The following is a 14,311-nucleotide window of genomic DNA, read 5'->3' on the forward strand; positions in this document are numbered from 1 at the left end:
CGAAGTTAAAAAGTATACCAATAGGGAATCCCACCCGGTTCTAACTGCTTAAAACCAGGCGGGACTACAACCCTGAACAGACAACATTCTATTATTGCAAGCCAGCTACCTGCATCTTTGATAATTCCGTTAACGTCATGGTAGGCCGTTGATGCGCCATCAGCTTCTCCACTACCGCCTGCCCCACTTTTGCCGCATCTTCCCTGGACCGGAAGGGCCTGTTCCCGGCAATGCCGGGGATCACATCCTGGTAGATATAGGAATGGTTGTCTGCCATTACTTTATATCCCCAGCCATCTCCTGTTTCAAAAGGCACCACCGTCAGCTGTATCATATCCACCTGCTGTGAGGAATCCAGATAATACCGGTATCCTGCCAACAGCAACAATAACAACACGGGGACCAGCCAGGATAATTTTCGTTTAGTCATATTGGTTATATGCGGCTGTAGGATCAAATTCAAACATATTATCGAATGGCTGGCTGGAACTGGTGCCCAGCACTACAAAGCCCCTGTCTTTCACCGTAAAGCCGGTGGCCCCGTTGCGAGCAGCGCCTTCGAAATCTGTTTTCTGCACCCACAGATCGGTGCCCGGGTTATACTCCCATACCGCGCTGGACAGGCCAGTTTTGGTACCGGACACGATGTATCCCAGGCCGCGCATAGCGAAAGACGCGGCGCCGCTGCCTTTGAAATTATAATTGTCATCGAAGCTCTGGTCTGTCACGTTATCGATAGAGCGTAACGTGGACCATGTTTCGGTAGCGCCGTCGAATGCATAAAAATCGCTGACATAGCTGCCATTGGCCGTGCCCATGCACACATAGGCCTTATTATTGATCACAAAGGCATTGCCATCCTGTCTTTTGCCGCTGGTAAGGCTTTGCACCTGTGTCCATGCATTAGCCCCGGGATCATAGCGCCAGTTGTCTTTCAGCCAGTTGCCGTCATATCCGGTAGCGATGTATCCTTTATCATTCAGTGCAAATGCGACTGCGCCATACCGCGCACTGCCACCAAAGTCAGCCTTACGGCTCCAGGTGTTGGCAACGGGATCATACTGATAAAAGTCGTTGAGCTTGTTGAGGCCGTCATACCCCGTTCCGATATATCCTTTGCCGGCCATAGACATACCTACGGCACCGCTGCGGCCCACGCCCGGGAATGCCGCTTTCTGTGTCCACTGGTTGAGGTCAACATCAAACACCCAGAAGTCCTGTAACCTGTTGGTGCCATCATAACCGGTACCTACATAAGCCTTGTTATCTATGACAAAGGAAGCGGCAGCACTTCTGGCCACCCCTTCAAACTCAGAACGCCTGATCCAGTTGCCTACTTTCGTAGTCGTGGAGGAGTCCTTGGAACAGGCCACCAGGGAAGCGACCAATAATAAACTGTAACCTTTTAAATAACGCATTCGCATGTTCGTTTTACTGTAGCCAAAATTATCCGTGAGAGCATTCCGGCAAACAGGAAATAGACATTCTCCTCTTTTTAACTGACGGATACCGCTTTTTCATCTGCCAGCAGTAATCTTTTGCGTTTAGCCGTGATACGGGCGCTTTTGACGGCACAAAGAACAGATCAATGGATTCATCGATGAATAATGCCCATTGGCATATTACAGCAACGGCAAGTATCGATCCTGTCTAAAATTGCGCACCATGAACAACGATTTTTTTTCACGCAGAGAAATAAAAGGGAAGCAAAGGTTTTTTGTTTCACGCAAAGGCGCAAGGCAGCTACGCAGCATAAGATATATGCTGTTATTGGTATTGCTGGCCGGAATGGCCGCCTGTCAGAAAGCAGGCTTCTCCTATGATAATGTGGTAGACAACCAGCAAACCGACTATATCCTTACCGACACGCTGTCAGTGGCCATGAAGACCATCCTGTATGACTCCGTGCCTACCTCCGGTTCCGGGCTTTTGCTGATAGGCACTAAGTCAGACCCCTACCTGGGGGCCGTTACCGCCGGTTCTTACTTCCAGGTGATACAACCAACAGGAGCGGACATACCTGCCAATGGCTCCTCTTTCGATTCCCTGCGGCTTATCCTGCGCCCTTCCGGTTATATTGCCGGCGATTCCCTGCGGCCGCAAAGCCTGCAGGTATACCGGGTAACGCAGACCATCCAGTTCGCCAAAACCTTCTACAGCCTATATAACAACAGCAGCTTCGCCACAGAAAACACACCGCTGGGAACATTCTCCGGTATTATCCGGCCCAAGACGGACAAGAGCGTGAGCATTCCCTTGTCCGATGCGCTGGGCAGCCAGTTATTCACCATGCTGCGCGACAAAAGCCCTGAAGTCAGTGCAGGGCCCAACTTCCTGGACTTTTTCCGTGGCCTGAAAATAGTGCCCGGCCCCGGCAGCGCTGCCCTGATGACTTTCCTGGCACAGGACACTTCGCTGACTATGCGCCTGTATTATCACATCAACGAGATCGTCACGACGGTGAAGTATGTTGATTTTAAGATGAATGCCAGCGAGCTGCAGTTCAACCAGGTCACGGCCAACCGCAGCGGTACGCCTTTGGAAAAATTGCAGGTGCCGGTCAGGGAGCTCCCTTCTTCCGCCACCGGCAATATGTCTTTCACGCAATCACTGACCGGCATAGGGACCCGCATCGATCTCCCTTATCTCAAAAACATGCAACAGCTGGGGCAGTTTTTTAAAATCATGAAAGTGATACTCACCGTCTATCCCGCCGCCGGCACCTTCAACGGCAGCAGCCAGATACCCGCCAGGGTGGCCCTGTGCCAGGTGGACAAGACCAACACCGTGACCGACACCCTTTCCTATGGCAGCCTCACGGTAGACGACCAGTATAATGAGAACACCTACTATTCCTACGATATCACCAATTACTGCAATACACAGCTCACCGCCGACGACAACGGCGCACGCGGGCTGTTTCTCACCACGCCGGGAGGCGCCGGCCGAAACAGTTTCGACAGACTGGTGATCAACGACCAGCAGGCTCCCAGGAAAAAAATCAAGGTACAGGTCTATTACCTGCTGTATAAATAACGGACATGACTATGCGCAAAAAAATATATACCTGTGTGACCGCGCTGATGCTTCTCGCCGGCGCAGCAAAAGCACAACACGGCCTCAATTCCATTTATACCGCCTATGGCATTGGCGATCTCGAAACAAGGGATTACAGCCGCAATTTCGGCCTCGGCAGCACCGGCATAGGCCGGCGCAACAGCGGCTACCTGAACGAGCAAAATCCGGCCTCTTATAGCGCGCTGCCGACACAAAACTTTATGTTCGATGTATCACTGAAAGCGCAGTACCTCAACTATTCCGGTGACAAAGTAACACAAACAGCCAGCGACCTCAATTTCAAACGGCTGGCCCTCGGCTTCAAAGCGGCCCGCTGGTGGGGCATCGGCGCAGGCATTACGCCATTCAGCACGGTAGATTATAAACTGCTCAATAATCAGTTCATTACCGGCACCGGCAATCCGGTGACAGCCACCACCACCGGTACCGGCGGATTAAACAGGGCTTATATCTCCAACGGGTTTCAGCTCAACAAACATTTCTCTGTCGGCGTGTCTACCGGCTTCCTGTTCGGCCCTATAGATATCAGTCAGACCGTAGGCTCCGACTCGCTGGCCACACAGCACAACCAGTACACCTTTAAGCCCAATTTCACTGCGGGCGCGCAGTATGTGACCAAAGTGTCCAAAGACTGGCAACTGGGCCTCGGCGCCACCTACCGCTTCGAAACACACATGAAACTGCAACAGAAACTCAACATCGTCAACCAGGACAATGTGCCTTATTACACTGAACAATTGGCCCCCGGCTCCTTTACGCTGCCTGCCGAATTTGGCGGCGGCCTCTCCCTCACTAACGGCACCATTACCTGGGTGGCAGATTACCGTCATCAGCAGTGGAATACGCTCAATGACAAAGGGCTGAATTATTACTATCAGGATGGGCAACGGTTTTCCACCGGCATAGAATACGCCATGAGCCGGCAATATTACAACCGGCCTATAGAAGGGCTGATACTTCAGGCAGGCTTCAGTTACAACAAGTCCCCGCTGGTGATCAAAAATACCACCATACACGATGTGTCCGGTACGCTGGGCGCTTCACTTCCCAGCAAAACGGGGCAGTTGCGTTACTACATAGGCCTGGAAGCCGGGCAGCGGGGCAGCACCAGCAACGGGTTGATCAAGGAAACGTATGTGAATGCGGTATTTAACTTCAGCCTGCGTGATATCTGGTTCCTGAAGCGGCTGAACCAATAATCAGGCATCGGGCTGCAACAGTTCCCGGAACCAGTAGCCGGAGTCTTTAATGGTACGCTGTTGCGTTTCAAAATTGATATGTACTAATCCGAAGCGGGCGCGGTATCCTTCCGCCCATTCAAAGTTGTCAGTGAGTGTCCAGGCGAAATATCCCTCTACCGGAATGCCTTCCCTTTTGGCTTTGAGCACTCCACCGAGATATTCAGCGAAATACCGGATACGGTCTGTGTCACGAATGGCGCCGTCTTCCGCGCGTACATCGGGGAAAGCGGCGCCGCCCTCTGTGACGATCAGCTTCTTCACCTTGTCATAGGCGGAGAACTGTTTGAGCACTTCATACAGGCCGTTGCCGTTGATTTCCCATCCCAGCGCGGTGACAGGCACATTGCGGGCGCGGGGCTTCACTTCCGATATGTTGACCACCGGCATAAAAGCATTGTATTTCACCACCAGCGGGAAATAATTCTGCACCCCGATAAAATCGAAGTCAAAAGCCAGCTTGTCCCAGTCGCGCCACAGCGCATATCTTCTGCCAATGCGTTTCAACAGCGGGAAATCATCTACCGGATAACCCATGCCCAGCGCGGGTTCCAGGAACATGCGGTTAAACAGCGCATCTGCCTTGCGGGCAGCCTGCAAATCTTTTTCATTATTGGTGAACGGGATGATCTGCGAGCAGGACAGGGCCGTACCTATATTGGCGCCTGCCACCTCCTCCCTTACCACACGGCCGCCTTCCGCCTGTGCCATCACTGCGTGGTGCACTGCCGGCAGAAACCAGGACAGGCCTATCTTTCCCGGAGCATGCACGCCCAGCATATATCCCAAGGCGGTGAAGCCAAATGGTTCGTTCAGGATGATCCAGTTTTTCACTTTGTTGCCAAAAGCGCGGGTACATACCCTTACATAGTTTTCAAAGGCAAACACCACCCCGCGGTGGCACCATCCTCCTTTGTTTTCCAGCGCCTGCGGCAGGTCCCAGTGGTACAGGGTCACATATGGTTCCAGTCCCAGCTCCAGGCAGGCGTCTATCACCCGGTGGTAAAAATCAATACCCGCCTGGTTAACAGCGCCGGTACCGCCGGGAATGATCCTGGCCCATGACAGGGAGAAGCGGAACACACTGAAGCCCAGCATTTTTGCCAGCAGGATATCCTGTGTATAACGGTTATAGAAATCGCACGCCACCTGTGCATGTGTTTTATCGCGGATTTTTCCTTTGCGGCGGGAGAAGGTGTCCCAGATGGAAGGCCCTTTGCCGTCGAAGTCGTGTGCGCCTTCATTCTGAAACGCAGAAATAGTAACGCCCCACAGAAAATCATCCCCGAAATCCTTCCGGGTGAAAGGGATGGCCGATTGTTGCATATTAGCTGAATAAAAGTGCAGTCGGGCTGCACCCGATCAGCATGCAGTTTACAATAGTTTACGTAAAAAAATCATTATTTTATTGTTAACTGCTTTCCCCGGGAAACCCTTGCTCACATTATTGCCTTGTGAGAAAAAACTTTTCTTATTTTGTGAAGATGACCAGGCATTTGATATATCTCAGTATGATGACAGCGGCGATAGCCGCCTGTGGAAGCGGCAGCAAAGCACCCGTTCAGCAGGATTCGGTGGCAACAGTTGCCAGCGGGCCGGACACCTTAAACCACATGGTATTGGTACCTGGCGGCAGTTTCAGCATGGGTGCGGACGACAGTACCGGCATGCCTGACGAATATCCTAAACATACCGTGAAAGTAGACAGTTTCTGGATGGACGAACACGAGGTGACCAACCGGGAATTTGCCGCTTTCGTCACTGCCACCGGTTATGTGACCACCGCTGAGAAGCCTATCTCCAAAGAAGAGCTGATGGCCAGTCTGCCGCCGGGCTCACCGGAGCCTGACAGCAGCATGCTGGCGGCCGGAGCGCTGGTGTTTACCCCACCGGACCACCGTGTGCCGCTGAATGACGTATCACAATGGTGGAGTTTTGTTGCCGGTGCCAGCTGGCAACATCCTGAAGGTCCTGGCAGCGATATCAAAGGCAGGGAAGATCATCCCGTTACACAGGTCTCCTGGACCGATGCCCAGGCTTATGCCAAATGGGCCGGCAAACGCCTGCCTACAGAGGCAGAATGGGAATATGCCGCCAGGGGCGGTCTTTCCAACCAGGTGTATCCCTGGGGCGGTGAAGCGCTCACTGCCGGCAAACCTAAAGCCAATACCTGGAATGGGCATTTCCCCTATGATAAGACTACTACCGATGGCTTTTCCGGTACCGCACCGGTAAAATCGTATAAGCCTAACGGTTATCAATTGTACGATATGGCCGGCAATGTGTGGGAATGGGTGGCCGACCTGTATGATGCCAACTATTATGCGCAGGTGGAAAAAGACGCTGCCAATCCTGCCGGACCAGCCAAAGGTTATGATCCTGAGGATCCGGGGCAGCAAAAACACGTGATCCGCGGAGGTTCCTACATGTGCAGTGATGAATACTGCCGGGGTTACCGGGTATCTGCCAGAATGAAGACCACTCCGGAATCAGGACTTGCCAATCTGGGTTTTCGTTGTGTGAAGTCAGTGTCGAACGGCCGCCAGTAGGTTGCGGTAATCGCCGTTAAACCGTTTCCCATTGATAAAAAAGGTAGGCGTGCCATTGACGCCGCTACGGATGCCGCTTTCAAAATCGGCTTCCACTTTGCTGACGAGCAGGTTGTCCTGCATGTCTTCCTGAAACTGCTCCAGGTTGAGCTGCAGCTGTTTGGCCAGTTCAGGGAACAGGGTATCAGAAAGTTCCTGCTGGTGCAGATAAAGGGCATCATGCATTTGCCAGAACTGTTGCTGGCGGGCAGCTGCTTCTGCGGCCAACGCCGCGTCCATGGCATATTCATGCGATTCCGCCAGCGGGAAATGGCGGAAAACAAATTTGATATTACTGAGCGCCTGCAACATATCGCGGACCACCCCAAAAGCTTCTCCACAATAGGGGCATTGAAAGTCGCCATACTCCACAATCTCCGTGGGGCCTTGTTGGTTACCGGTGACGTGGTCACGGCTGGTAATGGGAGGTGTAAGCATAAAGGAGAATTACGAGTTACGAATTACGAAGGGCATCAGGCAGTTTTTGCCATCGTTTCCAATGCCTGCAGAATGCCGTCAGCGCCCGGATTTTCGCCGATGGGTGACAGATAGCTCCATTGTATCACCCCATGATCATCAATGACAAACAGCGCACGCTGGCTGACACCATCCTTATAAACACCATATTGCCGGGAGACAGCTCCTTTTGGTTCAAAGTCGGCCAGCAGGTCGAAATGCAGGTTCCTGTCCTTTGCAAAAGCCTTATGACACCATTCCCCGTCTACTGAGATACCAAAGAGCACAGCATTGTGGCGTTCAAAAAAACGAAGCATTTCGTTATACAACGCCATCTGATCGCTGCACACCGGGCTCCAGTCTGCGGGATAGAATGCCAATATTACATTTTTTCCCCGGAGGTCTGAAAGCGTTATCTTTTTGTCCGGAGACGCCGCGAGCGTAAAATCGGGTGCTTTATTGCCTTTCTGTAACATACACAACAATTTATCCGGGTGCTTTAATATAACGTTGAGGTCCGGAGAAAGTTGTCTTCCAACAAAAATGCCACGGTGGCGAACCGTGGCTTTTTGCTAACATAAACAGTATTGCCTCTACTTCTCATTTATCGGCACTTGGACTGTTTTATTCTTCGTGTGTGGTGACTTTTTTCTCCACCGTACCTTTTTCTGCTGGTCTGCCGATGACGATGATTTCCTCGTTTTTACCGCCAGTAGACACTTTTTCAACCGTGCCTTTTGTTGGATGGCCGAGAACGACAATTGTCCCTGTTTTGGTGGAACCGCTGCCTCCAGTTGAGCTGCCGGTAGAAACAGAACTGCTGGCAGAAACAGAACCGGAAGTAGCAGTAGCTGAACCGCCGGAATAGCTGTTGGTAGCCACAAAAACAGCACCTGTGGCAGTATTACGCACACTTGTTACCTGGCCCCGACCGGCAGTGACAGTAGTGGCTTTGCCGGCAACAGCGGTCGTTATAATACCACCAAAACGTTTTTTATTATTGGAGGCAGCTAACCAGGGTTTGGTATAAATCGCCACAATACCGTTGCGGGCATCTTCACCATATTGGGCAATTACTTCGTCAGTGATAATGGCGCCTTTAAATACATTGACAGACTCAATGTCGTCCGGCGGGAGCGAACTCATTTCAGCTTGGCTGATCAGCCTGTCGTTCAAAAGGATAACCGGTCCGGGCTCTGCGGAACCTCTTATGGTAACAACCGGCGCCACTTGTTGTACAGGAGCAGGATCGGCATCAGGTTGCGGAACCGGGGCAGGTTTGTTGCTGGTTTTAGGTGATGTGTTTTTGGCGGAAGGAGTAGCGGTGTCGATGGCGACATTGATGTCGGATCCGTTTTTTTGTATGGGCGCTTGCTTAGGTACTTCCACGACTATGGGTTGACCGACCGCGGTTTTCTCCTCTTGTGACGGGGTTGCGGAAACCTTGCTGTAGTTAAGCGACAACACCACGCCTCCCACTACTGCGCCCAGGGCCACATAGCGAACCAGCTGGATAGTGGATGATTGTTTCCTGTTCATCATAATGATCCTGTTTTTTAAATGTGAGAAATTGAAATTGTTTGCGATGGCCGTCGCATATGGGATCCCACTTACTTTTATCAGGCTGTATTGATACGTTTTTTTATCCACGCCCTGTCTTAACAGACAGCGGTCGGTAATGAATTCCAGGTTCTCGCGGATGGCCGTTTTCATCAACCATGCACCGGGGTTGAACCAGTAGAAGATATTATTCAGTTCACCCAGCACAACATCTGCACTGTGCCATTGTTGAACGTGTACTTTTTCATGGCAGAGAATTCCCTGTCTTTCTTCCGGCTGATGAAGCGCAGGATTGATATAGATATGGCGGAAGAAAGAAAACGGGTTCACCTGTTGTTTTACAGCTCTGACCGTTACGCCATCAACGGTGGCGGGGCTGGAGCGGCGGTGTATTTTCCACAAAGACAGCAGTTGTATCGCGAGGCGTATAGTCATTACTGTTACCCCTGCCCAGAAGAGGTACACGAACAGCGTCCACACGGAAAACTGTTCAGCCGGGGCTGTTAACGCGCTGAGGTCCGGCAGGTAGGCGATGCCGCCTGCAATGGTTTCATGCCGCTCTACAAACGTATTGACAGATACCAGCGGGAACAGGGAAGAACAGACGATGCCCGACAGCAGAAATACACGGTTAAGCGTGTAAAAGGTCAGTCGTCTCAAGCCCAGCCAGTAAGCCAGAAAAAACAAGGTCAGCGCTATATTGGCTTTGAGCAGATATATCAGGATGGCAGGTATCATTGCTCCGGGTTTTAGTTATTTACTATTCTCAATCATTTTGATGATCTCCTTTAATTCGTCCGGGCTGATCTTTTTTTCTTTAGCGAAAAAAGAAACCAGCTCCTTATAGGAGTTCTCAAAATAATCCTTCACAAAGCCACTCATGAATTTGTTCTTATAGGTAACTTCAGCGATCACAGGCGTGTATTCATATACGTTACCCACCTTTCTGCTTTCCAAATATCCTTTTTTCTCCAGGTTCTTAATGGTAGATGCCAGCGTAGTATACGGCGGCGCTGGTGCCGGATGGTTCTCCAGAAAATCCTTTACAAATCCCTTCCCCGTTTTCCATATCGCCAGCATGGCTGCTTCCTCCTGTTGCGTGAGTTTTTCCATATAGCGTGATTTAACTTTCTACGAATATTTCGTAAATCTACGAAAGTTTCGTAAATAGAAATATATTTTTTTGAGGAATTGGGAAATTTTGATATAAATTATTCATTATCAATAATAAAAAAATAAAAACACGGAGTTCCAGGGCTACGTTTTGTTATTCGGGTTGTTTTGATGAATTGGGTTTGAGGAAGGGAAAGGTATCGATTAATTTTCATGTGTGTTATGCAGTGTCTGGGTAATGCAATTAATCCATGGCCATGCGCTAAAAATGTCTACTTCCCTTAAACAAATACATTTTACCGGGAAAAGTCAAAACCAATTGTAACCCAGGGCTTCAGCCCTGGGACTTCTGGCAACAAAAAGGGCTGACCTGTTCAGGCCAGCCCGGTATACTTTGTTTTAAACCTTCGGAGTGATTAAGGCAGTACCTCGGTTAATTTCTTTTCGAGGTTTTCGCCACGCAGGTTTTTAGCGACGATCTTTCCTTTTGGATCGATCAGCACGTTCTGCGGGATGGCGCGTACACCGTACAGTTCAGCGGCAGCATTTTTCCAGCCTTTCAGGTCGGAAACGTGTGTCCAGGTGAGTTTGTCGGCTTCTACGGCAGCCAGCCATTTGTCTTTTTTATCATCGAGGGAAACACCCAGGATTTCGAAACCTTTGTCTTTGAATTTGTCGTATGCTTTTACCACGTTAGGGTTTTCTGCACGACAGGGACCGCACCAGCTGGCCCAGAAATCAACCAGTACATATTTTCCGCGGAAGGAAGACAGGCTGATATTTTTACCGCCAGCATCTGCCTGTGCAAATTCCAGCGCAGACTGGCCTACAGCCGTTTTACGGGCAGACTCGAGGCGTTTGGCGAACTCTTTACCGGAAGGGGAGTTTTTCGCTTCTTTGCTCAGTTTTTTGAACAGCGGCGTTACCTCGGCTGGATTGATATCATAACCGGCCACCTGGTTCAGCACATACAGTGCTATCGGAGAGTTGGCGTTTTTAGCGAAGAAATCGTTTTCGATTTTTTTCTCTTCTGCGTCCAGTGCATCGTAAGCTGCTTCCAGTTTTTTGATACCTTCTTCGTCTTTATTTTTGGCCAGTTCACGGTACTGTTGTTGCAGTGCCGCACCTTTCTCGTTGACTTCTTTCAGTTGCTCCTGCAGGTGTTTATAGTCTTCGTTGGCAGGAGAGCCGCTGACAGTGGCTTTGCTGATAGAATCAGTGGTAGTCACCATGATATTGCCTTTATCCAGAAATACCGCCAGCAGATCACGGCCCATGGAAACCGGTTTTTCGCCACCGCGCTGTACCAGCATCAGACTGGCCAGCAGTGGTTCTTCCAGCGTACCGGAGAAGGTGAACTTACCGTCTTTTATCTGGGCGCTGTCGGTTACCATTTCTGAGCCTTTGCGCATTCTGAGGAATACGGTTGCGGGCGTTTTTTGTTCAGAAATAGTTCCCTGGATAGTATATGGTTTGCCTGCTGCTCCGGCTTTTTTCTCCTGGGCAAACAATGCTACGGCTGGCATCAGTAGGGCGATCCCCACAAAATATCTCTTCATTGGTTTTTAATTTTTTTGACGAATAACAAATTTGATAAATCAGGCGCGGATTGACAACCTGATTTTGATAAGCGGCTATTTCAGCACTTCCTGGAGTTTCTGTTCCAGTTCCTCTCCACGCAGGTTCCTGGCCAGAATAGTACCGTCAGGGCCTATCAGCATATTGGCAGGAATGGACTGAATACCATACTGCACTGCTACTTCATTGCCCCAGCCTTTCAGGTCAGATACCTGTGTCCAGGCAAGCCCATCCTGTTTTACAGCCCGCAGCCAACGGTCACGGTCGTTATCAAGGGATACGCCGAGAATGGTGAAGTTTCTGCTTTTATATTTGTTATACGCTTTTACCACATTAGGATTCTCTTGTCTGCACGGGCCGCACCAGCTGGCCCAGAAATCAACGAGCACATATTTCCCTCTGAAAGAAGACAGTTTAACCGGGTTGCCTTTCTCGTCTTCCTGGGCAAAATCGTCTGCCGGAATATTCACTGCATTGGCTTTCAGGCTTTTTATGTAGGCGGTAACACTGTTTCCATAGGCACTTTCGCGGATGGACTTGTCCAGCGAGTCAAACAACTGTTGAAACTCGGCCGGCTCCACACGTGAACGCAGTTCGTTCATCATCAGCCAGATGCTGGCAATGCTTTTAGGGTGGGCTTTAATAAAATCAGTACCGGTTTTCACAATGTCTTTGCTGAACTGGTCGGCTTTTTTACGGAAAGCATTTTTTGCCGGCTCATCTTCCGGGTTGATTTCACGGGCCTCCTGGTTGAGGTCCTGGGCACGTTTGATCAACGGGTCAAATGCTTTCTGGTAGGCCTGCATGGCCATGGTATTTTCATTGCCCTTTACTGCCGATGCCAGCGGGAAAGTGGCCAGGGTAGTGGTAAAGTGGATAGGTTCACCACCAGACACAAATAACATGGGATAGTTCACATCCTGTATTATCAGGGCATACACGGAAGGTTCCTTACCAGCCTTCACTTTGAAGGTAAACTGCTCATTTTGTATGGTCAGGGAGTCATCCGGATTATTATCCTGGTCGTCGAACAGGTATATCTTCTTGCCATTGGCCCCTTTCACCGTTCCCGACACCTGCTGGGCATAAACACCCGCAGATAATAAAGCACCTGCGGCTAACAGGAAAATTCCTTTCATTATAATTAATTTTAATTAGTTAGTTAGGACGAATATAAACAATTACGAATTACGAATTACAAATTACGAATTACGAATTTGGGGCTTACTGGCAGGAAAAAGCGTCTTTACAAAAAATACATATGTAAAACACTCTCGCTTACCAGTAAGCCCCAAATTCGTAATTCGTAATTCGTAATTTGTAATTGACTATTTATGTCTTTCTTTTAACACCTTTATAACGTCTCCCAGCGTAAAACCTTTGGCCTGCAGTAAAACGAGGTAATGAAACAGCAGGTCCGCCGATTCATTGAGAAACAGTTCATCGTTATCGTCTTTGGCTTCTATCACCACTTCCACGGCCTCCTCGCCTACTTTCTGCGCTACCTTGTTGATGCCTTTGGCAAACAGCTGGGAAGTGTACGACTTATCGGAAGGATTATTTTTCCGGTCTGTAATGATGCTTTCGAGGCGGGCCAGGAAATCGTTGCTGGTATTCACTTCATTCCAGCAGGTGTCTGCGCCGGTATGGCATACGGGGCCAACGGGATTGGCTTTCACGAGGATGGTATCAGAGTCACAATCTACCTTCAGGTCTTGCAGCAGGAGGAAGTTGCCACTCTCCTCTCCTTTTGTCCACAGGCGTTTTTTGGAACGGCTGTAGAAGGTGACTTTGTTTTCAGCCAGGGTTTTGTCCAGCGCTTCCCGGTTCATATATCCGAGCATAAGCACTTTGCCTGTGGCGGCATCCTGGATGATGGCCGGTACCAGGCCATCGGCCGATTTTTCAAAATCTATTTGCATGATAAGCAATTTCAGCGGTGGTTAAAAGCGAACATTCACTCCTTTCCCATACAGGAAGGTTTTCAGTTCCGGAATTTCAATTTCTTTATAGTGGAAGATGCTGGCGGCCAGCGCTGCATCTGCCTGTGCGTTTTCAAATACGTCCACGAAGTGTTCCATGGTGCCTGCGCCGCCGGAAGCAATCACCGGCACGTTCAGGTTTTGCGACAGCTGCGCGGTGATATCCAGCGCAAAGCCTTGTTTGGTACCGTCATTGTTCATGGAGGTAAGCAGGATCTCGCCTGCGCCGCGGTTGACCGCTTCTTTGGCCCAGTCGAACGCTTTACGGTCTGTTTTCACACGGCCTCCGTTCAGGTACACGTACCAGTCGCCATCTTCAAAGCGCGTGTCAATGGCCAGCACGATACACTGGCTGCCAAACTCCCGTGCCAGCAAGTCCACCAGCCCCGGATTTTTGAAGGCGGCGGTGTTCACGGAGATCTTGTCAGCGCCGGATTGCAGCAGCACATTTACGTCTTCCACTTCGGCGATGCCGCCGCCTACGGTAAACGGAATGTTGACATGCCGTGCGATACGGGTAACCAGTTCTGCCAGTGTTTTTCTTCGTTCATTCGTTGCCGTTATATCGAGGAACACCAGTTCATCCGCTCCCTGAGATGCGTACAGCGCGCCCAGTTCAATAGGATCACCGGCATCCCGGATATTTTCAAAATTGATACCTTTTACGGTGCGGCCGTCTTTGATATCCAGACAGGGTATGATACGTTTGGTCAGCATA

Annotated in this window: 14 protein-coding genes; 3 read left to right on the forward strand and 11 right to left on the reverse strand. The window is 50.2% G+C overall.

Annotated features, from left to right (window positions below; translation table 11 throughout):
- Positions 1-91: 91 nt before the first annotated feature.
- A complete protein-coding gene (locus tag ACTJJS_RS21375; RefSeq protein WP_440665176.1) occupies positions 92-430 on the reverse strand; it encodes a DUF4907 domain-containing protein in 339 nt (112 codons plus the stop codon).
- Positions 423-1,418, reverse strand: coding sequence for a Kelch repeat-containing protein (locus tag ACTJJS_RS21380; RefSeq protein WP_211092662.1), 996 nt, complete (start codon positions 1,416-1,418; stop codon positions 423-425). Before ACTJJS_RS21380 ends, ACTJJS_RS21375 begins: the two co-directional genes overlap by 8 nt.
- Positions 1,419-1,665: 247 nt before the next feature.
- On the opposite strand from ACTJJS_RS21380, the gene ACTJJS_RS21385 reads away from it, so the two are divergent.
- Together ACTJJS_RS21385 and ACTJJS_RS21390 are read left to right on the forward strand one after the other, a co-directional pair.
- Entirely contained in the window at positions 1,666-3,036 is a 1,371-nt protein-coding gene (locus ACTJJS_RS21385; protein WP_440665177.1) for a DUF4270 family protein, read from the forward strand.
- Between the two features lie 11 nt (positions 3,037-3,047).
- Entirely contained in the window at positions 3,048-4,277 is a 1,230-nt protein-coding gene (locus tag ACTJJS_RS21390; RefSeq protein ID WP_440665178.1) for a hypothetical protein, read from the forward strand.
- Here ACTJJS_RS21390 and ACTJJS_RS21395 read toward each other — a convergent pair whose 3' ends face one another.
- Entirely contained in the window at positions 4,278-5,642 is a 1,365-nt protein-coding gene (locus tag ACTJJS_RS21395; protein WP_440665179.1) for a GH1 family beta-glucosidase, read from the reverse strand.
- Between the two features lie 158 nt (positions 5,643-5,800).
- Between ACTJJS_RS21395 and ACTJJS_RS21400 the strand changes: the two genes are divergently transcribed.
- Positions 5,801-6,865, forward strand: a complete 1,065-nt coding sequence (locus ACTJJS_RS21400; RefSeq protein ID WP_440665180.1) for a formylglycine-generating enzyme family protein — start codon at positions 5,801-5,803, stop codon at positions 6,863-6,865.
- On the opposite strand, the gene ACTJJS_RS21405 is transcribed toward ACTJJS_RS21400, so the two are convergent.
- The 8 genes from ACTJJS_RS21405 to hisF all read right to left on the reverse strand — a co-directional run bounded on the left by ACTJJS_RS21405 (position 6,842) and on the right by hisF (position 14,310).
- Positions 6,842-7,342 (reverse strand): DsbA family protein, encoded by a 501-nt coding sequence (locus tag ACTJJS_RS21405; RefSeq protein ID WP_168871952.1) that lies wholly within the window; start codon positions 7,340-7,342, stop codon positions 6,842-6,844. The genes ACTJJS_RS21400 and ACTJJS_RS21405 overlap by 24 nt on opposite strands.
- 35 nt (positions 7,343-7,377) lie before the next feature.
- Positions 7,378-7,836 (reverse strand): redoxin domain-containing protein, encoded by a 459-nt coding sequence (locus tag ACTJJS_RS21410; protein ID WP_440665181.1) that lies wholly within the window; start codon positions 7,834-7,836, stop codon positions 7,378-7,380.
- Positions 7,837-7,984: 148 nt separating this feature from the next.
- Positions 7,985-9,658, reverse strand: a complete 1,674-nt coding sequence (locus ACTJJS_RS21415) for a M56 family metallopeptidase (RefSeq protein ID WP_440665182.1) — start codon at positions 9,656-9,658, stop codon at positions 7,985-7,987.
- Between the two features lie 15 nt (positions 9,659-9,673).
- Positions 9,674-10,033, reverse strand: a complete 360-nt coding sequence (locus tag ACTJJS_RS21420; RefSeq protein WP_168871949.1) for a BlaI/MecI/CopY family transcriptional regulator — start codon at positions 10,031-10,033, stop codon at positions 9,674-9,676.
- Between the two features lie 416 nt (positions 10,034-10,449).
- The gene (locus ACTJJS_RS21425; RefSeq protein WP_440665183.1) at positions 10,450-11,592 is read right to left on the reverse strand and encodes a redoxin domain-containing protein; all 1,143 of its coding nucleotides are present in this window, start codon (positions 11,590-11,592) and stop codon (positions 10,450-10,452) included.
- A gap of 75 nt (positions 11,593-11,667) precedes the next feature.
- Positions 11,668-12,750 carry a redoxin domain-containing protein gene (locus ACTJJS_RS21430; RefSeq protein ID WP_440665184.1) on the reverse strand — a complete coding sequence of 361 codons (1,083 nt, stop codon included), beginning with the start codon at positions 12,748-12,750 and terminating at the stop codon, positions 11,668-11,670.
- Between the two features lie 189 nt (positions 12,751-12,939).
- Positions 12,940-13,533, reverse strand: coding sequence for a bifunctional phosphoribosyl-AMP cyclohydrolase/phosphoribosyl-ATP diphosphatase HisIE (hisIE, locus tag ACTJJS_RS21435; protein WP_168871947.1), 594 nt, complete (start codon positions 13,531-13,533; stop codon positions 12,940-12,942).
- Positions 13,534-13,554: 21 nt separating this feature from the next.
- Positions 13,555-14,310, reverse strand: a complete 756-nt coding sequence (hisF, locus tag ACTJJS_RS21440; RefSeq protein WP_168871946.1) for an imidazole glycerol phosphate synthase subunit HisF — start codon at positions 14,308-14,310, stop codon at positions 13,555-13,557.
- Position 14,311: the final 1 nt, after the last annotated feature.

The organism is Chitinophaga sp. 22308 (assembly GCF_052045305.1).
Classification (GTDB): Bacteria; Bacteroidota; Bacteroidia; order Chitinophagales; family Chitinophagaceae; genus Chitinophaga; species Chitinophaga varians_A.